Source organism: Salinigranum marinum, assembly GCF_024228675.1.
In the GTDB taxonomy this organism is placed as follows: Archaea; Halobacteriota; Halobacteria; order Halobacteriales; family Haloferacaceae; genus Salinigranum; species Salinigranum marinum.
Genome location: NZ_CP100461.1, coordinates 3,318,904 through 3,341,251 on the forward strand (window position 1 = coordinate 3,318,904; position 22,348 = coordinate 3,341,251).

The 22,348-nt window shown below is 69.4% G+C and carries 25 protein-coding genes; 10 read left to right on the forward strand and 15 right to left on the reverse strand.

All coding sequences use genetic code 11. The features are described from left to right. Nucleotides 1-6: 6 nt before the first annotated feature. From NKJ07_RS16570 to htpX, 8 genes are all read right to left on the reverse strand, one after another. Nucleotides 7-954 (reverse strand): zinc-dependent alcohol dehydrogenase, encoded by a 948-nt coding sequence (locus NKJ07_RS16570; protein ID WP_425504772.1) that lies wholly within the window; start codon nt 952-954, stop codon nt 7-9. A gap of 215 nt (nt 955-1,169) precedes the next feature. Continuing rightward, nucleotides 1,170-1,724: a metal-dependent hydrolase gene (locus NKJ07_RS16575; protein WP_318570481.1), complete on the reverse strand. Its 555-nt coding sequence runs from the start codon at nt 1,722-1,724 to the stop codon at nt 1,170-1,172. 160 nt (nt 1,725-1,884) lie between these two features. Beyond that, nucleotides 1,885-2,511 carry a helical membrane plugin domain-containing protein gene (locus NKJ07_RS16580; RefSeq protein ID WP_318567895.1) on the reverse strand — a complete coding sequence of 209 codons (627 nt, stop codon included), beginning with the start codon at nt 2,509-2,511 and terminating at the stop codon, nt 1,885-1,887. 9 nt (nt 2,512-2,520) lie between these two features. Next, a complete protein-coding gene (locus NKJ07_RS16585) occupies nt 2,521-3,663 on the reverse strand; it encodes an NAD(P)/FAD-dependent oxidoreductase (RefSeq protein WP_318567896.1) in 1,143 nt (380 codons plus the stop codon). A gap of 74 nt (nt 3,664-3,737) precedes the next feature. Next, a complete protein-coding gene (locus NKJ07_RS16590) occupies nt 3,738-3,974 on the reverse strand; it encodes a sulfurtransferase TusA family protein (protein WP_318567897.1) in 237 nt (78 codons plus the stop codon). A 168-nt stretch (nt 3,975-4,142) separates the two neighbouring features. Then, entirely contained in the window at nt 4,143-5,174 is a 1,032-nt protein-coding gene (gene radA / locus NKJ07_RS16595) for a DNA repair and recombination protein RadA (RefSeq protein ID WP_318567898.1), read from the reverse strand. Between the two features lie 346 nt (nt 5,175-5,520). Then, nucleotides 5,521-6,126, reverse strand: a complete 606-nt coding sequence (pspAB, locus tag NKJ07_RS16600; RefSeq protein WP_318567899.1) for a PspA-associated protein PspAB — start codon at nt 6,124-6,126, stop codon at nt 5,521-5,523. Continuing rightward, entirely contained in the window at nt 6,127-7,008 is an 882-nt protein-coding gene (gene htpX, locus NKJ07_RS16605; protein ID WP_318567900.1) for a zinc metalloprotease HtpX, read from the reverse strand. A gap of 429 nt (nt 7,009-7,437) precedes the next feature. Between htpX and NKJ07_RS16610 the strand changes: the two genes are divergently transcribed. The 3 genes from NKJ07_RS16610 to NKJ07_RS16620 all read left to right on the forward strand — a co-directional run bounded on the left by NKJ07_RS16610 (nt 7,438) and on the right by NKJ07_RS16620 (nt 10,315). Further along, entirely contained in the window at nt 7,438-8,328 is an 891-nt protein-coding gene (locus NKJ07_RS16610; RefSeq protein WP_318567901.1) for an NAD-dependent epimerase/dehydratase family protein, read from the forward strand. 120 nt (nt 8,329-8,448) lie between these two features. Then, nucleotides 8,449-9,117, forward strand: a complete 669-nt coding sequence (locus tag NKJ07_RS16615; protein WP_318567902.1) for a phosphoribosyltransferase — start codon at nt 8,449-8,451, stop codon at nt 9,115-9,117. A gap of 55 nt (nt 9,118-9,172) precedes the next feature. Next, nucleotides 9,173-10,315, forward strand: a complete 1,143-nt coding sequence (locus NKJ07_RS16620) for a 60S ribosomal export protein NMD3 (RefSeq protein ID WP_318567903.1) — start codon at nt 9,173-9,175, stop codon at nt 10,313-10,315. A 107-nt stretch (nt 10,316-10,422) separates the two neighbouring features. On the opposite strand, the gene NKJ07_RS16625 is transcribed toward NKJ07_RS16620, so the two are convergent. From NKJ07_RS16625 to NKJ07_RS16635, 3 genes are all read right to left on the reverse strand, one after another. After that, the gene (locus NKJ07_RS16625) at nt 10,423-10,614 is read right to left on the reverse strand and encodes a DUF7317 family protein (RefSeq protein WP_318567904.1); all 192 of its coding nucleotides are present in this window, start codon (nt 10,612-10,614) and stop codon (nt 10,423-10,425) included. A 280-nt stretch (nt 10,615-10,894) separates the two neighbouring features. After that, a complete protein-coding gene (locus NKJ07_RS16630; protein WP_318567905.1) occupies nt 10,895-12,763 on the reverse strand; it encodes an ATP-dependent DNA helicase in 1,869 nt (622 codons plus the stop codon). Nucleotides 12,764-12,793: 30 nt separating this feature from the next. Continuing rightward, nucleotides 12,794-13,030 carry a DUF7561 family protein gene (locus tag NKJ07_RS16635; protein WP_318567906.1) on the reverse strand — a complete coding sequence of 79 codons (237 nt, stop codon included), beginning with the start codon at nt 13,028-13,030 and terminating at the stop codon, nt 12,794-12,796. A 528-nt stretch (nt 13,031-13,558) separates the two neighbouring features. Here NKJ07_RS16635 and NKJ07_RS16640 point away from each other — a divergent pair. The 3 genes from NKJ07_RS16640 to NKJ07_RS16650 are packed head-to-tail and all read left to right on the forward strand — an operon-like array spanning nt 13,559 to nt 16,287. Then, nucleotides 13,559-14,443: a YkgJ family cysteine cluster protein gene (locus tag NKJ07_RS16640; RefSeq protein WP_318567907.1), complete on the forward strand. Its 885-nt coding sequence runs from the start codon at nt 13,559-13,561 to the stop codon at nt 14,441-14,443. Between the two features lie 43 nt (nt 14,444-14,486). After that, complete coding sequence (locus NKJ07_RS16645) at nt 14,487-15,545, forward strand: NAD-dependent epimerase/dehydratase family protein (protein WP_318567908.1); 1,059 nt, start codon at nt 14,487-14,489, stop codon at nt 15,543-15,545. A 16-nt stretch (nt 15,546-15,561) separates the two neighbouring features. Beyond that, nucleotides 15,562-16,287, forward strand: coding sequence for a DUF7530 family protein (locus tag NKJ07_RS16650; RefSeq protein WP_318567909.1), 726 nt, complete (start codon nt 15,562-15,564; stop codon nt 16,285-16,287). Here the strand turns inward: NKJ07_RS16650 and NKJ07_RS16655 are convergent. Continuing rightward, complete coding sequence (locus NKJ07_RS16655; protein ID WP_318567910.1) at nt 16,274-16,447, reverse strand: DUF5786 family protein; 174 nt, start codon at nt 16,445-16,447, stop codon at nt 16,274-16,276. The two genes, NKJ07_RS16650 and NKJ07_RS16655, sit on opposite strands and share 14 nt — an antisense overlap. 256 nt (nt 16,448-16,703) lie before the next feature. Between NKJ07_RS16655 and NKJ07_RS16660 the strand changes: the two genes are divergently transcribed. After that, the gene (locus tag NKJ07_RS16660) at nt 16,704-17,693 is read left to right on the forward strand and encodes a DUF5784 family protein (RefSeq protein WP_318567911.1); all 990 of its coding nucleotides are present in this window, start codon (nt 16,704-16,706) and stop codon (nt 17,691-17,693) included. 62 nt (nt 17,694-17,755) lie between these two features. Here NKJ07_RS16660 and NKJ07_RS16665 read toward each other — a convergent pair whose 3' ends face one another. Beyond that, complete coding sequence (locus tag NKJ07_RS16665; RefSeq protein WP_318567912.1) at nt 17,756-18,040, reverse strand: DUF5789 family protein; 285 nt, start codon at nt 18,038-18,040, stop codon at nt 17,756-17,758. A 188-nt stretch (nt 18,041-18,228) separates the two neighbouring features. On the opposite strand from NKJ07_RS16665, the gene NKJ07_RS16670 reads away from it, so the two are divergent. The 3 genes from NKJ07_RS16670 to NKJ07_RS16680 all read left to right on the forward strand — a co-directional run bounded on the left by NKJ07_RS16670 (nt 18,229) and on the right by NKJ07_RS16680 (nt 20,846). After that, nucleotides 18,229-19,023: a PHP domain-containing protein gene (locus NKJ07_RS16670; RefSeq protein ID WP_318567913.1), complete on the forward strand. Its 795-nt coding sequence runs from the start codon at nt 18,229-18,231 to the stop codon at nt 19,021-19,023. A gap of 50 nt (nt 19,024-19,073) precedes the next feature. Beyond that, entirely contained in the window at nt 19,074-19,238 is a 165-nt protein-coding gene (locus tag NKJ07_RS16675; RefSeq protein WP_318567914.1) for a DUF6757 family protein, read from the forward strand. A gap of 402 nt (nt 19,239-19,640) precedes the next feature. Beyond that, complete coding sequence (locus tag NKJ07_RS16680; RefSeq protein ID WP_318567915.1) at nt 19,641-20,846, forward strand: inorganic phosphate transporter; 1,206 nt, start codon at nt 19,641-19,643, stop codon at nt 20,844-20,846. Between the two features lie 115 nt (nt 20,847-20,961). Here the strand turns inward: NKJ07_RS16680 and NKJ07_RS16685 are convergent, their stop codons facing one another. Together NKJ07_RS16685 and NKJ07_RS16690 are read right to left on the reverse strand one after the other, a co-directional pair. Next, nucleotides 20,962-21,393 (reverse strand): universal stress protein, encoded by a 432-nt coding sequence (locus NKJ07_RS16685; protein ID WP_318567916.1) that lies wholly within the window; start codon nt 21,391-21,393, stop codon nt 20,962-20,964. Nucleotides 21,394-21,507: 114 nt separating this feature from the next. Continuing rightward, nucleotides 21,508-22,035, reverse strand: coding sequence for a DedA family protein (locus tag NKJ07_RS16690; protein ID WP_318567917.1), 528 nt, complete (start codon nt 22,033-22,035; stop codon nt 21,508-21,510). Nucleotides 22,036-22,348 lie beyond the last annotated feature (313 nt).

The following is a 22,348-nucleotide window of genomic DNA, read 5'->3' on the forward strand; positions in this document are numbered from 1 at the left end:
GGATTTTTAATACTCTAAGACGACCTGGAGCGTCTCTTCGGGCGACTGATCGAGCAGTTCGTACGCCCGGGGTGCCTCCTCGACTGGCAGTCGGTGTGTCACGAGTTCCGAGGGAGAGAGCTCCGACAGCAGGTCGAGCACGAGCCCCATCCGTCGTTCCTTGTCCCATCGGTCCGCGTGAGCGGGGTCGATCCGCGAGACCTGGCTGGCCTGCAGACGGATGTGGCTCCGGTGAAAGCGTCCGCCGAGATCGAGCGTCGCGGGTTTGGAGCCGTACCACGAGCCGACGACGACGCGGCCGTCGTCGCCGGTCGTGTCGATCGCCGCGTCGAGCGCCGCCGGGTTCCCCGACACCTCGTAGGAGAGGTCGGCGCGGCGGTCGCCCGCCTCGAACGCCTCGCCCGCGGCGTCGGGCGAGAGGCTCGCGTCGGCACCGCGCGCCCGCGAACGCTCCCGGCGGGCGGGGTAGTGGTCGAACGTGACCAGTCGGTCGAGGGGGAACCGCGAGAGCATCGCGGTCGTGAGGAGACCGACGACGCCCTGCCCGAACACCGCCACGCGCTCGCCGACGCGCGGACGGCCGTCCATGGCGAGGCTCACGGCGGTCTCGGCCATCGCCAGGAGGACGGCGTCCTCGTCGTCGACGCCGGGCGGGAGCCGGACGAGCGCCTCGGGCGTGACGCAGAAGTGACTGGCGTGGGGGTGGAAGGCGAAGACGCGCTGGCCGACCCACTCGTCGTCGACGTCGGAGCCGGTGGCCGTGACCGTGCCGACGGCGGCGTACCCGTACGAGAGCGGGTAGGTGGCGGCGCGGTCGAGCGAGTCGATGGTCTCGTCGAGCCGGACGTCGTCGGGGACCTGATCCCGGTAGACGAGGAGTTCGGTCCCCGGGCTGATCGCGGACAGCGACGCCTCGACCTGCACCTCGCCGGCCCCGGGCGTCTCGATCGGCATCCGAGCGACTTCGGCGTGGTGTGGCGCGACGAACCGAACCTGCCGCCCCACGTGGTCGCTCCCGGCACCGGCCTCGGTTCCGCTCTCGGCGGTCACCGCTGATCCCCCGACAGCCGCGTCGTCTCGGGCATAACCGCATCGTAGGATTCGTTCGGCGTAAAGCTGTCGCGGAGGCGGAACGTCCGCGCGGGCGGTCGGGCGACGCCCGCAGCGGCTCAGACGATCCGCTCGAAGTACGGCGGGAGCCGCTTTCTGAGCAGCGTGTACGGGACCGCGACGGCGACCGCGAGCGCACAGAGCAGGCGGATGCTCCCCGAGAACAACAGGAGACCGGGAAGCGCGCCACCGACCGTCAGCGCGAGGTCGCGGGGGGAACCGTCGTACGGTACCCAGTAGCGGGCACGGAGCCACCGGCTGGCGGGGTGGAGGTAGACCGCGTCGGTCGTCGTCCGCTCCCAGGGGCGCATCTCCTCGCCCGCGCCGAACGCGTCCATGCCGGCGTGGACCGCGCTGGCGACCAGAAAGGCCGCGGCCGCGACCGTGACGGCGGTCGGAGCGAGCGCCGCGACCCCGACGGCGGGGACGGCGGCGACCCAGCCGAGGAGCGGGAAGTGCAGCGTCTTCCGGTGGGTCCCGACGAGGAGGTCGAGGTCAGGGGCGACGCCGCCGGCGAACCCCGCGAGCGCGGCCACGGCGGCGAACTCCGGGGCGACCACGAGCAACGGTGCCGTGACGGCCACGCCGACGACGGCGTGGGACGTGACCATCATCGCGCTGATCGCGGAGCGCGGCGGACGGATCGGGTTCGAGTCGAGCGGTACGAATCGCCTCGACGGCGGTCCGTCGGCGACGCCGCGTCGGTCGCGTGCATACAGCGAAACGGCACGGCCCACGCATAAAACTCGCGCGAGCGGGCAGGAGCGCGGCGGCTCAGGCCTGCCGGCCGACGGCACGCGCGAGTGCGAGCAGATAGCCGAGCCCCGCCTGCACCTCGGGATCGCGGGTCGACCGCACGAGTCCGACGGGGCCGACCCGGTCGTGTTCGGCCGTCTCGGCGTCGCCGACCGCCCGCACCAGCCGCGTCAGCCCCTGGACGGCCTGGGGGTCGGCGGCCTCGTCGGCGACCTCGCCGAGTCGGGAGCCGGTCCGGGCGAGTTCGGCGATCATGTCGTCTTCGAGCGCCGCCGTCGCGAGCGAGAGCGCGTCGGCGATCCCGACGAGTTCGTCGAGCGTCCCCGCGCGCTGGAGCGCGACGAGCGTCTCTAACGCGGACGCGAGTTCGTCGCCGTTCTCGCCGACGAGGGAGGCGAGCCGAACCGTCTCGTCGGTGGCGAGTCCGTCGCCCGCCTCGGCGAGCGTCGCGGCCGTCCCCGCCAGTTCGGCGACCATGTCGTCTTCGAGCGCGGAGGTCCCGAGTGCGACGACGTCGAGCAGTTCGTTCACCGCGTCGAGCCGGCGTACGAACGCGGCGACGGTGTCGGGGTTCTCGGCGATGGCCGCTTCGAGCGAGTCGTACTCCGACGCGTCGAGCCCGTCGAGGGAGGATGATTCACTCATCGAACCACCTCACAGCAGCCCCCTGGCGGTCAGCCAGTACGACTCGTTGTACGCGAGCTTCGCCCAGTGGACCGGCCGCGACTCCGGCCGCAGGTACGGCTCGTTCTCGTAGTCGAACGAGACGAACGTGGCCTCGTCCATCCCGGCTTCGAGGAAGCAGACGGTCTTCCCGTCGTACGTCGCCGTCGGCACGCCGCCGTGGACGAGGCTGGTGAGCCGGTCGGCGACGACGCTCGCCTGGTAGTGGGCGGCACTGCCGGCCTTCGGCGCGGGAACGTCGGAGGCGTCGCCCAGCGCGAAGACGTCGTCGGCGTGGACCGCCTCGAGCGTGTTGCGGTCCACCTCGACCCAGCCGTCGTCGCCGAGGCCCGCCTCGCGGATCATCGGGACGCCGTCGTGCGGCGGGATGGTGACCAGCATGTCGTAGTTCAGCGTCTCGCCCTCCATCGACACCAGCCGTTTGCCCTTCGAATCGACCGACTCGACGTTGAAGAACGTCTCGGCGTTGATCCCCCGCTCTTCCATCCGTGGCGCGGCCCACTCGGCGATCGTCGGCTTGCCGTGGACGCGCTGGATCGGGTAGGTGTAGGTGATGTCGACCTGGTCGCGGATGCCGCGCTCGCGGAACCAGTCGTCCGCCATGAAGACGAACTCTAGGGGCGCGGCGGGGCACATGTGTGGCGTCCCCACGACCGAGAGCACGAGGTGGCCCTCGGTGAAGTCGGCGAGCGCGTCGCGGAGGGCGAGCGCGCCCTCCTCGCTGTAGAAGTCGTGGGCCGCCTCGCGTAGCCCGGGTACCTCGTCGGGGACGATGCGCGCACCCGTCGCCAGGACGAGCTGGTCGTAGCCGAGCGTGTCGCCGCCGTTCAGCGACAGCGTCTTGCCGTCGGTGTCGATGGCCTCGACGCGCGAGAACCGCAGCGACACCCGGCGGTCGACGAGCTCCGCCACCGGCCTGTGACCGTCGGCGGGGTCACGCTTCCCGAAGGCGACGTAGAGCCAGATCGGCTTGTAGACGTGCGTTTCACTCTCGGTGACGAGCGTTACCTCGACGTCGCCCGCGTCGATCTCGGGGGCGAGCCGGTCCGCGAGTCGGTTCGCGAGCACCGATCCTCCGGTGCCCGCGCCGACGATGGCGATTCGGTGTGTCATGGTGTGTGGTGTGTGGTGTGTGGTGTGAGTTGGTTCGCGTCGGGCTGTCGTGCAGGCGTCTCGGTCCCGATCTGTCAGCCGATTCGGACGTAGATGCTCCAGTAGTCGTCGTGTTCGACGACGTCGAGCAGTTCGTGGCCCGCCTTGTCGAGCCACTCGGGCACGTCGTCTTTCGACCCTGTATCCGAGGTCTGTAGTTCGATGACAGTCCCCGGCTCGGACTTCTTGACCTTCCCGATGAGGTCCATCAGCGGACCGGGACAGCCGGCACCGCGCGAGTCGACCGTGACGTCGGGTGTGAGTGTGCTCATGAAGGTGTCACCAGTGTATAGAGTGACGGCTTCCTGGTAGATAATATTGTGCATAGTTTCCAAGAGTGTGAGAACCGTCGGTCGTCGACGCGAACGATCGACGACCGACGGAGAGCGAGGCCGTCCGCGAGCGGGCCGCCGTCGGGACCGGGAGAAGGGATCTGGAGGTTACTCGGGCTTGAGCCCGCCGTCCTGCACGCGCATCACGGCCTCCCCGTCGGGGAGGTTCGGGGCGTCGACCAGGCGGACGATCCGCTTGTCGCCCTTCGACTTGCGGAGGTACATCCGGAACGTGGAGGTGTGCCCGAGGATGTTGCCCCCGATCGGCTGGGTCGGATCGCCGAAGTACGAGTCGGGGTTGGAGGCGACCTGGTTCGTCACGAGGACGACGCTGTTGTAGAGGTTGCCGACGCGCATCAGGTCGTGGAGGTGTTTGTTGAGCTTCTGCTGGCGGTCGGCCAGTTGGCCCCGCCCCACGTACTCGGCGCGGAAGTGCGCGGTCAACGAGTCGACGCAGAGCAGGCGGACGGGCCACTCGTCGTCCTCGCTGTCGGAGGCGAGCTCCTTGGCCTTCTCGGCGAGGAGGATCTGGTGGTTGGAGTTGAACGCCTTCGCGACGTGGATCCGGTCGAGAACGTCGGCGAGGAGCTCCTCCATGGCCGCCTCGTCGCCGGGCGAACCCTCGATCTCGCGGTCGTCCAGCGTCGCCTGGATGATCTCGTCGTCGAGGCCGCGGACCATGTCGTCGATCCGCTCGGGGCGGAACGTGTCCTCGCTGTCGATGAAGATGCAGCTCCCGTGCAGCCCGCCGACCTCCGTCGGCAGCTGGACGTTGACCGCCATCTGGTGGGTCACCTGCGACTTGCCGGCCCCGAACTCGCCGTACACCTCGGTGATGGACTGCGTTTCGAGCCCGCCGCCGAGGAGGTCGTCGACCTCGTCGATGTACCACGAGAGCTTGCCGATCTGCTTGCGGCGTTCCAACACCGCAGAGCCGGTCTCGAAGCCACCGACGTCCGCCGCCTTGCGCGCGGCGTTGATGATGTCCGACGCGGTCGACTCGCCGATGTCCGCGGTGTTCGACAGCTCACCGGGGCTCGCGACCGCGATGGACTGGTAGCTCTCGAAGCCTGCCTCTACGAGTTTGTCTGCCGTCGCCGGCCCCACGCCGGGAAGGGACTCGAGGTCGTCGTCTGGCATGTACACGTCCCTTCCGCCCGTTCGTACATAAAAGCTTGTTAACAGCATAGTGAAAGTGTAACCGGTAGACGGAGCGGGAACGATTGCGACAGCGCCAACGGGTTCAAATCGGATACCGCGCGAGATGGTGGTCCGGAATCGGGCCGAGAACGAGCTGCGGTCGCGGGTGGCCGCTACGGTGGCGCGTGGCGTCGCGCTCCCCCGTGAGCGCGACCCGCGCGCGAAGGAATCGGCTGGGGAGGCTGTGGTATAACCGCCTTTCCGGCCGTCACCGCTCTCCCGCGAACACCGCATCCGGGGGCCTTCTCAGCAACTCACCGGAGTCGGGGGCGAACCGCCGCCGCCGTCACTCCCACGGATGCTGGCCGGCGCGGTCGGGCCAGAGCGGGTACCAGTAACCCTCGTCGCCTTCGACCGCGAGTTCGCCGTCCAGCACGGACTGGAGTTTGAACTCCCGTTTCGAGTCGCGCGAACTGGTCCCCGTCGGGGCGAACGGGTAGTATGCCCCCCGCCGGAAGGAGTAGACCCAGTAGACGTACCCCTGGTCCCCCTCGAACGCGAACAGCGCCGCCAGCAGTCGCGAGCCGTAACCGCGCTCGACGAACTCGTCGGCCGCGAAGTGCACGGAGGTAACGAGGTCTTCGGGGTCCGAATCGCTGAGCACGAACCAGTGGTAGCCGTAGTCGTCGCTGTGGCGCCAGTGTTTCGTTCCGGTCTCTTCCTGGCCGGCGTCGAGGATGGTCTCGACTTCCTCGACGGTCGACGCGAAGTCGGTGGAGTCGACGTTCGAGAAACAGAGGGCGGCCTCTCCGGCTGAGGGGAGGCCGAGGTCGGCCTCCATCGTGAGGTAGGCCGTCGACATCCCGAAGAGGTCCTCGGGGTCGGCTGCGCGGGTCGCGTCGGCCTCGGCGCTCACGCCCAGGACGGAGCGAAGCGAGTCGAACAGGCCCATCTACGCTTCCATCTCCCGCTCCAGTTCGCGGAGCCGTTCGACTCGCCTGTCCGTGGAGGGGTGCGTCGAGAACACCCGGCCGATGAAGTCGCCCTTGATCGGGATGACGAAGAAGGCGTTCATCTCCGACTGCTCGCGCAGGTCCTCCTTGGGGACGCGGTCCATCCGACCCTCGATGGTCAACAACGCCGAGGCGAGCGCCGAGGGCTTGCCGGTGATGACCGCTCCGCCGCGGTCGGCGGCGAACTCGCGGTACCGCGAGAGGGTGCGGATCAGCAGGAACGAGACAATCCACACCACCAGCGAGACCAGGATGGCGACGATGACGGGCGCGCCGCCCCGTTCGCGATTCCCGCCGAGGAACCAGCCCCAGCGCACGATCAAGAACGCGAGCGTCGAGAGGAACGACGCGATGGTCATCACCATCACGTCGCGGTTCTTGATGTGGGCAAGTTCGTGTGCGAGGACGCCTTCGAGTTCGTCGTCGTCGAGGCTCCGGAGGATGCCGCGCGTGACGCAGACGGTCGAACTCTTCCGCGAGCGCCCGGCGGCGAACGCGTTCGGAATCGAGGTGTCGGCGACCGCTACCTTCGGCTTGGGCAGGTCGGCCTGCTGGGACAGGCGTGAGACCATGCGGTGAACCTTCCGCATCTCCGTGTCGGCCTCGTCTTCCTCGACGACGTGTGCGCCCATGCTGTACAGCGCGAGCTTATCGCTGAAGAAGAACTGTCCGAGGAGGAAGATCCCCATGAACGCGACGACGGGCAGGAGCCTCCCGAAGTAGAGGCTCAACACGCCGACGAAGATGATGTAGAGGGCGAACAGCAGGAACATGGTGAGAGCCATCCGACCGCGGAGCCCCCAGTCTGGTTTCCACTGCATGCTCGCTCTTACTGTCTCGACGGCATAAACCCTGCCGGGTCCGGACGACCGGCGTTCCCGATCGGGAGCACCGCCGTCCGACGATCGTCCGTGACGTGTTCATATCCTCCTCGATCACTGTGACAAACGACTACGAACCGAGTAAACAGCGTGACGAACAGTCGTCGATGCGAGCATATGCGACGTGTTCGCGCACAACCTACGAAAGATTATTATGGATCGACGCGGGAGTAGAATTATGGCCGTTGGTCAAACACCCCAATCGGCGTACCACACGTGCAGCTGCGGTGAGTCCTTCGACACCACGGAGGAACTCCTCGCACACGCACGAGAGGTGCACGGTTTCACCCCGTACTGACGCGGTCGGGGTGCCGTCGCGGACGCGACGGTTCGGGTGTTTTCTTTTACATCCGCCGTCTACCGGTGGGTATGGAGACCGTACTCGTCACCGGTGGCCGGGGTCGGTCGGGCCGCTGGCTCGTCGACCGCCTCGCCGGCGACTACGACGTCGTCTGCGTCGACTACGACCAGCCTGGCTTCGAGGTGGCCGAGCGCGCCCACGTCGACTTCCGCGCGGCGGACCTCACGGACAGGGGGGACGCGTTCGACCTCCTCTCGGAGATCGACCCCGACGCTGTCGTCCACTGGGCGGCGATCCCGGCACCGACGCGACACCCCGGCGGGCGGGTGTTCGAGACGAACGTCCTCGCGGCGTACAACGCCCTCACGGCGGCCGGGCGCGTCGGTGCGCGGACCGTCTGGGCCTCCTCGGAGTCCACCTACGGCTGGGCGTTCGCCCGCGAGAAGGCGCTCCCCGAGACGCTCCCGATCACTGAATCGCACCCACAGCGCCCCGAAGACCCCTACGGCACCTCGAAGGTCGCCGGCGAGGCGGTCGCGAAGATGGTCGCTCGGCGGTACGACGTCCCCGTCACCTCGATCCGCCCGTCGTGGATCCAGTACCCCGGCGAGTACGCCTGCCGCGACGTGGCCGACGAGGGCCTGGAAGGCGGCGCGGGCAACTTCTGGTCGTACGTCGACGTCCGCGACGTCGCCTCGCTCGTGGCGAGCGCGCTCGCGTGGGACGGGACGGGTCACGAGGCGGTCCACGCCGCGGCCGCGGACAACTACCTCGACCGTCCCACCGTCGACGCCGTCGAGGCGTTCTTCGGCGGGCTACCCGACGACTGCGCCGTCGAGGGCGACGAGTCGGCGCTCTCGACCGCGACCGCCCGCGACCGCTTCGGCTGGACGCCCGCGCACTCGTGGCGCGACGCCGCCGACGAGGACGTGCCCGAGCCGTCGCTGTTGGCGGAGTGAGCCGGCCGACTGGCCGGAACTCGCGGCGTTCGGCGCTGACGATCTGAGAGATCGAGACGGCGTGGGGTCGCTCCGCTCCCTCGGGGGAGAGGTTTTAGGCTCGGTCGACGTACCAGACGTATGTTCGCTGACAGGACCGATGCGGGCGAGCGACTCGCCGACCGGCTCGTGAGCGAGGGCATCGAGGCCGACGTGGTGTTGGCCATCCCGCGCGGCGGCCTCCCGGTGGGTCGAGCGGTCGCGGACCGACTCGGCGCGCCGCTGGACGTGGTCGTGGCGGTGAAAGTCGGCGCGCCGGGCAACCCCGAACTCGCCGTCGGCGCGGTCGCCGGCGACGGGAGCGTCTGGACGAACGACGACCTCGTCGCCCGACTCGGCGTCGACGACGAGTACCTGAAGACGGAACAGGCGAACAGACAGGCCGCCGCCTCGCAGAAGGTTCGGCAGTACCGGGGCGGCGACCCGCTCCCGCCGCTGGCGGGCAAGCAGGCCGTCGTCGTCGACGACGGTCTCGCGACGGGGGCGACGGCGCTCGCGTGCGTCCGGCAGGTGCAGGCGGCCGGTGCCGAGGCCGTGGTGCTCGCGGTGCCGGTCGCGTCGCCCGACTCCGCGGCGCGGGTCCGCGACGAGGGCGCGACCGTCGTCGCGGTCGACACACCCGAGCTGTTCGGTGCCGTCGGGCAGTACTACCGCGACTTCCGACAGGTGCGCGACGCGGAGGCGCTGTCGTATCTCGACGATCCAGACGAGGCCAACGGGCCCAACGGAACTGACGAGACCGACGCGTGAGGCGGGCCCGAGCGGGTTCGCGGGGCTTAACCACGTTCGCGGGGTAGACGAGCACATGACCGACGCGGAGTCCCGCGAGTTCTGCCCCCGCTGTGGCGACCCGGTCCCCGACCGTTCCGAGCCGCTCCCGGGCCAGCCACGCGAGCGGGACGCGGTGCTCTGTAACGCCTGTTACTTCGCCGACTTCGACCTCGTCGACGCGCCCGAGCGCATCGAGGTCCAGGTCTGTTCGAGCTGTGGGGCGGTCCAGCGCGGGAACCGCTGGGTGGACGTGGGCGCACAGGACTACACCGACGTCGCCGTCGACGAGGTGACCGCGGCGCTCGGCGTCCACCTCAACGCCGAGGACGTCCGGTGGGGCGTCGAGGCCGAGCAGGTCGACGAGAACACGATCCGGATGCACTGTAGTTTCTCGGGCGTCGTCCGCGGCACGCACGTCGAGGAGGCGGTCACCGTCCCGGTGCTGATCGCCCGGGGGACGTGCAACCGCTGTGGGCGCATCGCGGGCGGCTACTACGCCGCGCTCGTCCAGGTGCGGGCCGACGACCGGACGCCGACGTCAGAGGAGCGCTCGCGCGCGGTGGAGATCGCCGAGGCGTACATCGCCGAACGGGAGGCGACGGGCGACCGCAACGCGTTCATCTCCGACGTCTCGGAGGAGGACGACGGCGTCGACATCAAGATCTCGACGAACCAGATGGGGGGCGGCGTCGCCAAACGGATCACGCGCGAACTCGGGGGGAACGTCGAGGAGTACCCGACGCTCGTGACCGAGGACGGCGACGGCAACGAAGTGTACCGAGTAACGTTCGCGGTGCGACTCCCGCGGTACCCGCCGGGGACCGTCGTCGACCCCGAGGACGGCGACGGACCGGTCCTCGTCCGGAGCGCCCGCCGGCGGCTGAAGGGCGTCCGGCTCGCGACGGGCGAGAGCTACGAGGCGGCGTTCGACGAGGGGATCGCACCGGACGCCCGTCGGCTCGGCACGCGGTCGGACGGCGCGGAGACCACCGTCGTCACCGTCGAGGACGACCACGCGGTGCAGCTCCTCGACCCCGAGACGTACGAGGCGAAGACGGTCCCACGCCCGGACTACTTCGATCCGTCGGCCGAGACGGTGCGGGTGCTCAAGAGTCGCGCTGGATTACACATCCTCCCCGGCTCGACCGACGAGGACGACGAAGACGGGCCGGCGTAGCCGGCGAAACGGTCCGTCGGATGGCGAACCCGACGAGCGGGGCTGCGGTTCGGCTAGCGGGGACGACGCCGAGCTGGAGTCGGCCGTCGACCGAGCGAGCGACGCGGTCAGTCGGCGCTGGCGGACCGGTTCTTCGCGGCCGCGTGTGAGACGAACGCTTCCCGAACGGCGATGCCGTGCCTGCCGAGCGACCGGACCATCTCGGACTCCGAGCAGCCGGCACGGTGTGCCGCCTGTGTCAGCGAGAGGGTTCCGCTGCGGTACAGGGTCAGCGCCGTTGTGAGGGCGTGTGTGTGCATCGTCGTACGATCATCTGTACAGGTGCATGGTTGTTAAGTATATCGTGAGATACTGTGTCAAAGCTGCAGGTACTCTCGCCATAACGTGCTTATTCCACCAGTTTTTGTCCCGTATAGGCTGACGATTAGTTACAATAATGAACGATCATGTTAGTTACGTCGGCGGAGCGTCGGATTCGGTGGAAGTTCGTTTCGTTCGCCGGTCGACGCGGTGCCGAGCCACGGCTGACGGCGTCGCCTGGCGGGAGAACGGCGCGACTGCTCCGTCCTCGCGGGCGTCTCACTCGCCCCAGACGTCCGATAGCGGGTGACGGCGGCCGTCGTCGGACGACGAGGACGACGAGGACGATGACGAAGAGGGAGCAGAAGACGACGTCGACGACGTGGACGAGGATGCGGACCCGGGAGAGGTGGAACCCGAGTTCGACGACGCGGACGACCCCCGCGATCCCCGTGACCCGCGCTCGACGCGTCCCGGCGTGGGCGCGGCGTCGACGCCGGCGAGCGCGCTGGCCGGGTCGAACGCGGGGAGGTCCGGGACACACATCGCGTCGACCTGCTCGCTGAACCACGGCGGGAGGTCGGTCCGCGCGCGGTCGAACAGGTCGAGGAGGCTCGAATCCGCCAGATACGTCGCGCCGTAGTCGTCGGGCGCGCGGACGACCCGCCCACACGCCTGGATCACCGTCCGGAGCGCGGCGCGGTGGTACCACGCCCACTGGCCGTCTTCGAGTCGGCGCGCGACCCGCGAGTCCGAGGTGTTGAGATACGGCGCCTTACAGATGACCTGCCACCGGCAGAGCTCGCCCTTGAGGTCGAGCGCCTCCTCCATCTTCACCGAGAGGAACAGGTCGGGATCCGAACGCTCCTTCCATCGGGTCAACGCCGCGTCCCGGTCGTCGCGGTCGTGTGCGTGGACCCGCGCCCCGACGCCCATCCCCGCGAGGCGGTCGTGGAGACGCTCCTGAATGTGGTAGGAGTGACAGTGAACGAGCCCTTTCTCGTCGGGATGCTCACTTAAAAGACGGACGAGCAGGCGTGCGATCTTCGGGATCGTCTCGTCGCGGTGGTCGTACGTCATCTTCCCCTGGGTCACGTCGTACAGCGGCCGGTGTTCCAGGGGGAAGGTGTGCGGGACGTCGACGAGCGCGACCCGGTCGGGGTCGAGTCCCACGCCGCGGCAGAACGCCGCCTTGTTGAGGATCGTCGCCGACAGCAGAGCGAACCGGTTGCCGCGGTCCCAGACGGTGTGTTTCAGGTAGCGCGCGGGGTCGAGGGGTTTGATCCGTATCGAGGACCCGGCCCCGTCGGGCTGGTCGACGACCCACGTCGTCGGCGACCGCGGGTCGCGGGCGTCGTCGACGAACCACTTCAACTCGGAGATGAGTTCCTGCAGGCGGTCGCGGCGGGCCGCCTCGTCGGGCGACAGTTCCGACTTCGCGAGGAGCGCATCCTTCGCCCGCGTGCACGTGCCGACGAGCGCGTCGGCAAACTTCACCGTGCGTTCGAGGGGGTCCTCGGCGTCGGAAACGGCGGGCACGCGGAGGTCGTCCCAGACGGGGACCGTCCGCGGGGTGAGATCGATCGTGGCGTACATCTCGGCCCACTCCGCCAGGCCGTGGGCCTCGTCGATCACCACGACGTCCCGCTTGCGGAAGACGTCCGATCCCGCGGTCTGCATGAAGTACGCGAGCGTCATCGCCGCGATCCGTCTGTTCGAGGCGATTGCGCGCGCGGAGTAGTACGGACAGCGGTGTTTGACCGGGCAGTCGAACCCCCGCTGGCGGGCACAGGGTGCCTGGTTCACGGGGGTATCCTCCTCCCCGTCGAGGATGCAGTTGTAGTTCCGTTTGCCCCGGATGACCTGGAAGTCGTCGAGTAGGGAGTCGGCGGCGACGTCGTCGAGCTGGGAGACCTGCGGCGTGGTGTAGTACGCGTCCGTCGCGTCCCTGGGTCTGGACTCCTCGACGGTCGCCGCGGCACCGCAGATGGCGCGCGCCAGGAGGGACTTCCCGCTCCCGGTCGGCGCGCGGACCAACACGACGTCGTTACCGGCGGCGAAGGCGTCGCGGATGTCACGCAGTGCCCGTTCCTGCGCGCCCCGGTAGGCGGGCGCGGGGAACTCGTCGACGATGCGGGCGGGATCCACACCGGAGGGTCGTGACTGCGGCTGGTAAAGCTAGCGTTCGTTGGCGTCGCCGGCGGCGTCCTCGGACAGAGCGGCGACGTCCGCTTCGGTGGCGTCGCGCTCTTCGGGGAGTCGCTCGACGCAGTCGAAGCAGAGGAAGTGATCGGTGCCGTCGGCGAGTTCGAGGTCGATCCCACCGGAGGACTCGCCCGCGAACGTCCAGAAGTCGCCGATGCCGCCGCCGATTCTGACCTTGGAGCCGCAGCCGTCGCAGCGTTGTACGCCCATCGCCCGACGTAGGGCTGGGCGTCGGATAAGCGCGACGGGGGTCGCGTGGCTTCCGGATCGGGCCCCGCGAGACATCGAGAGACGGCCGTGCGCTGCCCTCACGCGCGGGCACGGACGCGACGAACCGTCTTCTCTTCCCCAGCCGAGACGGCCCGGACGGAGCCCGGCCGCGGTCCCTCGCACGCCGTGGCCTCGGCCCGATGGCCCCGACAGCGTACAGGCCGGAACAATGGCACGGGGTGCGGTGGCGCGGCCGGTCCGACGCCGGTCGGACCGCCGCGCGAGGGATGAGGACACGAGCGAACACCGTGAGCGAGTGTCCGAATCGGTTGGGGAGGCTCGTGGCCGCACCGCCCTGGCGACCGTGCTATCGTTCTCTCTGCGCCACGTCGACTGACCTGTTCCTGCTCCTCACACCGACCGATCACTCCTCCCGCCACCGACCGAACACGTCCGACACGTTCACCGGAGTCGAAACTTGTTCGAAAGATAACATAGTTTCATGACGTGCAACACCGTACCACACGCATGGAGGTGAACTGCGAGGGCTGTGCGGGCTGTTGCATCGACTGGCGGCCCGTTTCACCCGTGCCTCTGGACCACGAGCGCCGAAGCGGACGCCTCCCGCTGGACGACACGTACAACCTCGTCTCGTTGACGCGCGACGAGATCGGGCGGTTCGTCGACGCGGGCCACGGCGACGCGCTCACGCCCCGGCTCTGGCGACCGGCCGACGGCGACGCGTCAGTGACGATCGACGACCGCGCGGTAGCGGCGATCGACGGCCGGCCGGCGTTCGTCGTCGGCCTCCGCAAGCCGCCCAAACCGGTCGCGCCGTTCGGCCTCGACCGCCGGTGGCTCCGGGGGTGCGTCTTTCTGGACCCCGACAGCCTGCAGTGTCGGATCCACGGCGACCACCTGTACCCCGGCGAGTGCGCCGACTACCCCGGCCACAACCTCGCGCTCGACCGCGAGACCGAGTGCGAGCGGGTCGAGCGCGTCTACGGCGGGGAGCGACTCGTCGACGGGCGCGATCCGCCGACCGGACACCTCCGGCTGGGGCCGGCGGCGCTCGGGACGACGGTGTTCGCCCACCCCGACCCCGCCCGCCTCGATGGCGTGGCCGACCGCCTCGTCGCCGGAACGCTCCGGCCCGCCGACCGCGCCGAGTTCGTCGGATACGCGGTGGCCTCGTTGCCGGGGTCGCTCACGGTCGACGACGACCGTGCGGCGGCGGTTCGCGAGGCGGTCCTGGGATCGTCGTCGTGGCTCTCCGGCGTGCTCGACGCCTGGGCGGCCCGGGCGACGGCCGTCGGCGACGACGCCTCGAACGCGGCGCTCGGGATCGAAGACGAGGCGGGAGCGCCGGCGACGCCGGGGTGGGACGCGATCCATCCCGGCGGCGAGGGCTGATCCGGCGGCAAGGGTTAATTCGTTTCCGCCCCTGGAAGAGTGTATGAAGGTATTCGTCACGGGTGCGACAGGGTTCGTCGGGAGCCGACTCGTCCCGGCACTGCTGTCGGCGGGACACGAGGTGGCCGTCCTGACCCGCGACGCGACGCGATACGGCGGCCCACCGGACGTGCACGTGGTCGAGGGTGACCTCGTCGCGTCGGGGCCGTTCCGGCTCGTCGATCCTGGCGACGGAGACGACGCCTCGAACGCGGCGTCAGCGACGCCGATAGAGGGGACGCTCGGCGAGGTCCTGTCGCCGCTGGGGATCGACGCGGCGTACTACCTGGTCCACTCGATGGGGACGGGAAGCGACTTCGAGACGAGGGACCGCACGGCCGCGCGGACGTTCACCCGCGGGCTCTCGGAGGCGGGCGTCGAGCGGGTGATCTACCTCGGCGGGCTGGGGGCTGACAGCGACCGGTTGTCGCCGCATCTCCGGTCGCGGCGGGAGGTCGAGCGGATCCTCGGCGACGGGACGGCGGCGCTGACGACGCTCCGGGCGGCGATCGTCATCGGCGAGGGGAGCGCGAGCTTCGAGCTCATCCGCCAGCTCTCGTCGCGACTGCCGGTGATGGTGACGCCGCGGTGGGTCGAGACCCCGTGCCAGCCGGTGGCGGTCGACGACGTCGTCGCCTACCTCGTCGGCGTGCTCGACGTCCCCGAGACAGTCGGGGAGACGTACGAGGTCGGCGGGCCCGAGGTCATGACCTACCGCGAGATCATGCGACGGACGGGACGCCAGTTGGGACAGGAGCCGCACATCGTCTCGGTGCCCGTGCTCACGCCGCGGTTGTCGGCGTACTGGCTCGACCTGGTGACCGACGTGCCGCGGGAGGTCGCCCACCCGCTCATCGAGGGGCTGAAAAACCCCGTCGTCGTGAGCGACACGCGCATCCAGGGGCTCGTCCAGGTCGATCATACCCCGTTCGACGTCGCCGTCGCCCGGGCGCTTGGGCACGAACCGGAGCCGGATCGGACGCTGACCGTCGAGGTCCGCGAACCGGCCGACGACCGCTTCGAGTCCGGGCCGGAGACCGAGGCGGGACCGGGGGTACAGTGACGGGGACGACGCGACGATGACGGCGGCGGGAGAGGACGCGCCGCAGTACGGCGAGACGTGGGTGTACGAGAGCATCGTCGGCGCGCTCCCCGGTGCCTCGCTGTCGGGGCGGGCGGCGATCGCGCTGCAGATCGCGATCTTCCAGGCGAGCCTGTTCGTCCTCGCGTGGGTGTACGATCTCTGGGCCGTGGTGCCAGCGGGAACGGCCGCCATCGGCGTCGCGGCGGTCGGGAGCGCGCTCATGCTCCGGTTCAGCACCGCCACGCGGAAACTCGACCTGCCACCGACGTACCAGCGCTTTCTCTTCTCCTCGGGGATCGAGGTGGTGCTCGGCGTCTTAGCGTTCGTTGCGCTCGTCACCCACCTGTTCGTCTACGGTCCGCAGTCGGGCGACTCGGCGCTGTTGCCGGCGCTGCTCGGCCCCGACCCGCCGGTGATCGTCGTCTACCTCATGTTACTGGTCCTCTGGGACCTCTGTTACCGCATCGGGACGTCGTGGTGGGCGGCCGTCGTCGCGGCGTGGCGCTCGTACCGGTACACGTTCGACGCCGACACCGCCGCGGCGCTCAGGCGAACGGACGCGAACAACGTCGCGTTCGGACTGATCCAGATCGCGCTCTTGCCGTTTCTCCGGGAGCAGCCCGTGCTGTTCGCGGCCGTCGCGGGACACGTCGTCGCGGTGACCGTCGTCTCGACGGTGGCGTTCGCGACGATCGAAACGGAGGACGCTACTGCTGTTTGATCCGCTTGAACTGGTCGAGAAGTGCCTCAGTGGAGTCACCGGAGTCGTACTCGAGCGTGCCGTGGTAGACGACGCGCTCGTCGTCGAACGCGGCGTCCACTGTCGAGGTCTTCTGTTCGCGGCGCTCGTGCTCGTCCTCGTCATAGGCACCCATTGACATGGTACGTGTTACCTTGGAATGTTGCCAATATATAATTTCCGGTGAACGACCCCCCAGTGGTGGAAAAATCAACGGCCGGCGGGCGGGTAACGAACCTCGCTGCCGTCGGCGATCGGCCGAGACGACGGGCGGCGCGTCGCGACGCGGCCGGCCACCCTTCGCACGGCGATCCTCGCGGGTCGATTTCGGGGCGACCACGTCGGCCCCCGCGCGGCCACGACCGACAGTATAAACGCCCCGACCGAGTAGGACGGTCGTGGCACGACCACTCCGTTTCAGACACGCCCCCGGCCGGTGGACGCTCGCCCGGGTCCGGCGTGACGTGTACGCCGATCTCGACGGCAACCTCGGGGCGACGATGTCCCGCCCGTGGTACCGTCAGCCCGACGGCTACGACGCGCGGCGGTTCGACATGGACAACGGCGACACCGCCCTCCTCGCGTGGACCGACGACGTCGCCTACTGGGTCGGCAATACGGAGACGCCCTCGGCGCTCTGGCGGACGGACAAGATCGCCCTCGAGGCCGCCCCGGCCGAACTCACAGAGTGGGTCGAGCGGGAACTCCTGGCCGAACTCCACGAGGAGTCGCCGTGGCTGACGGAGTATCCGAAGCTCTCGTGGTTCTTCCTCCCCGTCTTCTGCTCGAAGGACGGCCGCGACACCACCAGGTCGTTCTTCGCCGAACACGCCGCCGGCTTCCCCGACGCCACGGCTGACGAGGCGCTCGCGTTCTACGAGTCGTTCCTCGCGACGGGCGTGCTCGACGCCGACCGCGAGGTGATGGCCGGGAAGCTCGGCACCTCGCAGTCGCTCGACCTCGTCCGGATGAGCGCCGCGATGGGCGAGTTCAACGTCGCGAAACTCCTCCACGACGCCGGCTACGCGCTCGAACCGGAGGCGGAGGTGACGACGGGGCACTCGCTCGACTTCCGGGTGGAGAAGGACGGCCAGGTCACGCTCGTGGAGGTGACGCGGCCGCTCCCGCCGAACAGACGGGCCGCGAACAGCCCCGTCGTCGCGGTCCGCGACACGGCACAGACGAAGACCGATGGCCAACTCGAACACCACGGCGGCGGCGCGGTGCTGTTCGTCGACTGCTCGTCGTTCCCCGACGACGACTGGCAGGCGGTGCTCGGCGAACAACCGGAGGTCCGGCACCGCCCCGCCGCCGTCTTCCGGACCCGCCCGGACGGTCGCGTCGAGGGCTACACCAAGGGACGCGTCCCGCTGGATCTGCCGTTCTGAAGATTTACCGTCCGCGAGAAAGAACCGTCAACTCCGTCCGTCGGTGACGAGCGGGGCGGCGCTCAGAACGACTCGGGGGTCGGACCGTCCTCGCCGAGCGCGTAGGCGTCGCGGTCGCTGTAGAACCGCCGTCCGATCGCTTCGTGGGAGACACCGGTGTAGAGGGCTGTCGTGACGTCGTCCGCGCAGGCGTACGTCTCCGGACCCATGCGACCGAGTACCTCCGCGACGGTCTCCGACCCGTTCGCGTGCTCGATGACGTGCTCGCCGTGTTCGGAGATGAACTCCTCACTGCTGAGCGGGTAGTCGGTCGCGTCGATGACTTCCTGGGTGCCGTTTAGGCGCATTACATTCAACAGGATCCAGGCCACAACTATAACGGTTTTCCATGTACATCCTTAGTCGGATGAGGGCTCCTTAGCCTCCTAAAATGTCATGTACTGTCATGATACTTTTTGCTCGACGACCGGCCGGTCGAGACATTCTCGACGAGTGCGACGCAAGCGCTTTGCGTGGCGGCGGCGGAGCGTCGGGTATGACCAGCGACGGCGGGCCGCGGCTGGACCTGCACGTCCACACGACCGCCTCGGACGGGACGCTCGAACTCGACGAGGTGCCGACCGCGGCGCGCCGGGCGGGCGTCGGGACGGTCGCCGTGACCGACCACGACCGGCTCCACCCGGGCCTCGACGCGCCCGTGACGGTCAGAGACGGCGTCCGTCTCGTCCGCGGCGTCGAACTCCGGGTCGACGCCGGCGATATCCGCGTCGACCTCCTCGGCTACGCGGTTCGTGACGCGAGCGCGCTCGCCGCCGAACTCGACCGCCTCCAGCGCGACCGGGTTGAGCGCGCCCGCGCGATCGTCGACTGCGTCGAAGACGAGACCGACACGACGCTCGCCGTCGACCTCGTCGACGGCATCGGCCGACCCCACATCGCCCGCGCCGTGGCGGCGAGCGACGCGCCGTACGACTACCAGGGGGCGTTCGACCACCTGATCGGGAGCGACTGCCCGTGTTACGTCCCTCGGTCGCTCCCGACGTTCGACGCCGGGGCCGAACTCCTCCGCGAGTCGTGTGCGGTCGTCTCGCTCGCCCATCCCTTTCGGTATCCCGACGTCGACCGGGCACTCGACCTCGCGCGCGACCTCGGAGCCGTCGAACGGTACTACGCGTACGGCCGGTCGGTCCCAACCGAGCGAATCGAACGCGTCGTCCGCGACGCCGGACTGCTGCGCACCGGTGGGAGCGACGCCCACGACCGAACCCTGGGGCGTGCGGGGCTCGACGGCGCGGAGGCGGCGGCGTTTCTCGCCCGACTGGCGGGGTGACGAATGCCGGAGAAGGCAGACTTATCTTTCGCCGGACCGGTTCTGAAAGTATGCGCTGTCACTACTGCGACCGCGAGGCCGCGTACGCCGCCGAGAAGGACGGGGTGAAGGTCGGCCTCTGCGAGGAGCACTTCCGCGAGCGCCTCGAAACGCTCGCGGAGTCGGACGAACTCTCGACGCTTCGCGAGCAACTCGACATCGACCGGACAGAGTAACCGACCCTCCCTCCCCGCCGTCGACACGCCGCGCTCCCGTCTGTCATATATCCGACCTTCGTTCTCTCACGTTCTCGTTTCCGTCTGTCGATTTCTCCGCCGTCCCCACGACCCTCTCCCGTCGCGATACTCGCGTCGCCCGGCCGTGCCGGTTCCTCTGCCCACTCTTCGTGGTGACCGCGCGCACTGATCGGTTCGAGCGACGCGACCGACGTCGGCCGTCACGACGCCCTCGACGCCCGTCCCCCCGACCGACAGTGGTTTCACCGGTCGCTCTGTACCCGTTCCAATGACTTCAGGGAGCCGTGGCCACCCGACGGCCGGCGGCGGACGCCCGCGGCCCGTCAACGGACCGGTCCCGCACACTGGCGGTCGCACTCGACGCGGGGTGCTGGTACCGCCGTGACGGACGTCACGTTCTGGGCGCTGGTCGTCCTCGCGACGGTGACGGGGCTCGTGACGGCGTGGACGCTGGGGGCGAACAGCAACTCGCCCCCGTTCGCCCCCGCGATCGGCGCGAACGCGATCTCGACGATGCGAGCCGCCTTCCTCATCGGTATTCTCGCCGCGCTCGGGGCGCTCACGCAGGGTGGGAGCATCTCCGAGACGGTCGGGGCAGGGCTCATCGATGGCGTCGCCATCACGTCGCTCGCCGCCACGGCTGGGCTGTTGAGCGCCACGGCGTTCATGGCGTTCGGCGTCTACACGGGCTACCCGGTGCCCGCCGCCTTCGCGACCACCGGAGCGATGGTCGGCGTCGGCCTCTCGCTGGGCGGGACACCCGCGTTCGACACCTACCGCCGCATTCTGACGTTCTGGGTGCTCGTGCCGCCCGTCTCCGGGGGCCTGGCGTACCTCACTGCTACCGTGTTGCGGCGCGACGACATCCCCGAGACGATCGGCGTTCCGCTCTTGGCCGGGGTCGTCGGCGGCATCGTCGCCAACGTCCGTCTGAGCGTCATCCCGGACCCCGCGGGTGGGGACCAGGGCTCGATCGCGGCCTTCTTCGGCGGGTTCGCCTCGATGCCCGCCGTCGCCGGCGTCGAACTCGACGCCGCCCTCGTGACGCTCGTGGTCGCCCTCACGAGCTTCCAGTTCATCCGCCGGCGGACCCAGCGTTCGGTCGACCGCGGCGTCAGGACGTTCTTGGTGTTGCTCGGGAGCGTCGTCGCCTTCTCCAGCGGGGGGAGCCAGGTCGGCCTCGCGACGGGCCCGCTCGAGAACCTCTACGGGGCCGAACTCGGCCTCCCCGGGATCGTGCTGCTGGCGGTCGGCGCGACCGGGATCCTCGGGGGGGCGTGGATGGGCGCGCCGCGACTGCTGCAGGCCACCTCTCGCGAGTACGCCCAGCTGGGAATCAGGCGTTCGATCGCCGCGCTCGTCCCCGGCTTCGTCATCGCCCAGGCCGCTATCACGCTCGGGATCCCCATCTCTTTTAACAACATCATCATCTCCGGCGTCATCGGCGGGGGGCTCGCCGGCGGTTCCGCCGGGGTGTCGCGGCGGAAGATCGGTGTGACGATCCTCTTCTGGGTGCTGACGCTCGTCACCTCGATCGGCGTCGGCTTCGGGGTGTATCGGCTGTTCTCGACCGTCCTCGGCGGCTGACGCGGGGGCGGAATATCGAAGCCGTGATCGACCACGGCTGGCCGTCGATCATCGGTGGGAGAGCGGGTGATCCTCGACCGGTCAGTTCGATCCCGAACGACTGAACAGCGCTCCGTCACCGGACGACCGTGACCGAGACCGGGGCCTCGCTCACGACCGCGGTGGCGACCGTCCCGAGCAGGCGGCGGGCGAGTTCGTTTCGCGCGCCGCCGTGGCCGCCCATGACCACGTGGTCGACGTCGTGGGCGTCGACGTACGCGAGGACCGTATCGGCGGGGTCGCCCGTCTCGACCGCCGTCTCGACCGTTCGGTCGACCGCCGTGGCGCGGCGGGTCGCTCGCTCGATCAGCGCGTCGGCGCGGTCCCGTGCGTCGGCCCGTCGCTCCGCGCCGGGCTCGAGGATCCCGCCCTCACTCATCGCCGCGTCGACCGGCCGGACCACGTTCAGGACCGTCGTCCGGCAGTCGAACGTCTCGAGCGCGTGGGTCAGCGCCTCGTCCGCGAGCGGGGAGCCGTCCAGCGGGACGAGGACGTGGGCTGGTGCCATGGCGGTACGTGCGGGGCGACGGACAACAGTACTCCGTTTCCACCGGGCCGGTCGGCGCGGGCGACGGACGAGAGACGAGCGAACAGAGACGGCGGACGGCCCCGGGGACGGGCATCAGAACAGGATCGAGGAGCCGGCAAGGTAGAGCCCGGCGAGCGCGACCTCGAAGACGAGCGTGCCGGCGGCGGAGTAGAGTACGAACTGCCGGTCGTCCATCTCGGCGAAGCCCGCGGGGACGGTGAGCATCCCCCGCGTGAACAGGAGGGCGTTGCTCACGGGGACGGCGATCGGCCCCCAGCGGTCGAACCAGCGGTCGAAGCGGTCGAGTCGCTCCGGGGAGATCCGGAACCATCGTTTCCGTTCGAGGTAGGCCCGCCCGCCGCGCTTCGCGGCTAGGAAGAGGGCGTACTGCCCGAGCGTCGCGCCGAGGACGGCGATGGCCAACACCGGCACGAGCGCCTCAGTGCCGAGGAGGACGATCGACCCGGGGACGATCAGTTCGCTCGGCATGAAGTACATCAGCATGGCTCCCTCGAGGACGAACACCCCGAAGAGGGCGACCAGCGCCCACTCGGAGTCCAGCAGCGCGCGGAGGGTGGGGGGCATCTCGCCGAGTTGGGCGAGCACCGCGGCGGAGTCCATCGTGGATTCTGTGGACGTGGATCGGCAAATCCGTTGTGGTCCACGCGTCGGAATGAATATTCCGCGGGACTGTCGGCGGACCCGAACCGACGCGGAGAACGGGTGATGGAGGGTCGAAGCCGAGTTCGAGCCAATCGGCGAGAGAGTCGACTGGGGGAGGAGGCGGTAACACCGCCCTACGGTCCGCAGTCGCTCCCGATCCATCCCTGTCGTCGATCAGTCGCGGTCGCTTCCGATCCATCCTCACTCGTCGTTGGTCCGTCCGGAGCCGCCGTCGACCCATCCACAGCAGTCCTCCCGTCCCGACGCCGAC

Excerpts from the sequence above, each read along its gene's own strand:
- NKJ07_RS16570 (WP_425504772.1), bottom strand. The coding sequence starts at position 954 with ATGCCGATCGAGACGCCCGGGGCCGGCGAGGTGCAGGTCGAGGCGTCG.
- NKJ07_RS16575 (WP_318570481.1), bottom strand. The coding sequence starts at position 1,724 with ATGATGGTCACGTCCCACGCCGTCGTCGGCGTGGCCGTCACGGCACCG.
- NKJ07_RS16580 (WP_318567895.1), bottom strand. The coding sequence starts at position 2,511 with ATGAGTGAATCATCCTCCCTCGACGGGCTCGACGCGTCGGAGTACGAC.
- NKJ07_RS16585 (WP_318567896.1), bottom strand. The coding sequence starts at position 3,663 with ATGACACACCGAATCGCCATCGTCGGCGCGGGCACCGGAGGATCGGTG.
- NKJ07_RS16590 (WP_318567897.1), bottom strand. The coding sequence starts at position 3,974 with ATGAGCACACTCACACCCGACGTCACGGTCGACTCGCGCGGTGCCGGC.
- radA (WP_318567898.1), bottom strand. The coding sequence starts at position 5,174 with ATGCCAGACGACGACCTCGAGTCCCTTCCCGGCGTGGGGCCGGCGACG.
- pspAB (WP_318567899.1), bottom strand. The coding sequence starts at position 6,126 with ATGGGCCTGTTCGACTCGCTTCGCTCCGTCCTGGGCGTGAGCGCCGAG.
- htpX (WP_318567900.1), bottom strand. The coding sequence starts at position 7,008 with ATGCAGTGGAAACCAGACTGGGGGCTCCGCGGTCGGATGGCTCTCACC.
- NKJ07_RS16610 (WP_318567901.1), top strand. The coding sequence starts at position 7,438 with ATGGAGACCGTACTCGTCACCGGTGGCCGGGGTCGGTCGGGCCGCTGG.
- NKJ07_RS16615 (WP_318567902.1), top strand. The coding sequence starts at position 8,449 with ATGTTCGCTGACAGGACCGATGCGGGCGAGCGACTCGCCGACCGGCTC.
- NKJ07_RS16620 (WP_318567903.1), top strand. The coding sequence starts at position 9,173 with ATGACCGACGCGGAGTCCCGCGAGTTCTGCCCCCGCTGTGGCGACCCG.
- NKJ07_RS16625 (WP_318567904.1), bottom strand. The coding sequence starts at position 10,614 with ATGCACACACACGCCCTCACAACGGCGCTGACCCTGTACCGCAGCGGA.
- NKJ07_RS16635 (WP_318567906.1), bottom strand. The coding sequence starts at position 13,030 with ATGGGCGTACAACGCTGCGACGGCTGCGGCTCCAAGGTCAGAATCGGC.
- NKJ07_RS16640 (WP_318567907.1), top strand. The coding sequence starts at position 13,559 with ATGGAGGTGAACTGCGAGGGCTGTGCGGGCTGTTGCATCGACTGGCGG.
- NKJ07_RS16645 (WP_318567908.1), top strand. The coding sequence starts at position 14,487 with ATGAAGGTATTCGTCACGGGTGCGACAGGGTTCGTCGGGAGCCGACTC.
- NKJ07_RS16650 (WP_318567909.1), top strand. The coding sequence starts at position 15,562 with ATGACGGCGGCGGGAGAGGACGCGCCGCAGTACGGCGAGACGTGGGTG.
- NKJ07_RS16655 (WP_318567910.1), bottom strand. The coding sequence starts at position 16,447 with ATGTCAATGGGTGCCTATGACGAGGACGAGCACGAGCGCCGCGAACAG.
- NKJ07_RS16665 (WP_318567912.1), bottom strand. The coding sequence starts at position 18,040 with ATGCGCCTAAACGGCACCCAGGAAGTCATCGACGCGACCGACTACCCG.
- NKJ07_RS16670 (WP_318567913.1), top strand. The coding sequence starts at position 18,229 with ATGACCAGCGACGGCGGGCCGCGGCTGGACCTGCACGTCCACACGACC.
- NKJ07_RS16675 (WP_318567914.1), top strand. The coding sequence starts at position 19,074 with ATGCGCTGTCACTACTGCGACCGCGAGGCCGCGTACGCCGCCGAGAAG.
- NKJ07_RS16685 (WP_318567916.1), bottom strand. The coding sequence starts at position 21,393 with ATGGCACCAGCCCACGTCCTCGTCCCGCTGGACGGCTCCCCGCTCGCG.
- NKJ07_RS16690 (WP_318567917.1), bottom strand. The coding sequence starts at position 22,035 with ATGGACTCCGCCGCGGTGCTCGCCCAACTCGGCGAGATGCCCCCCACC.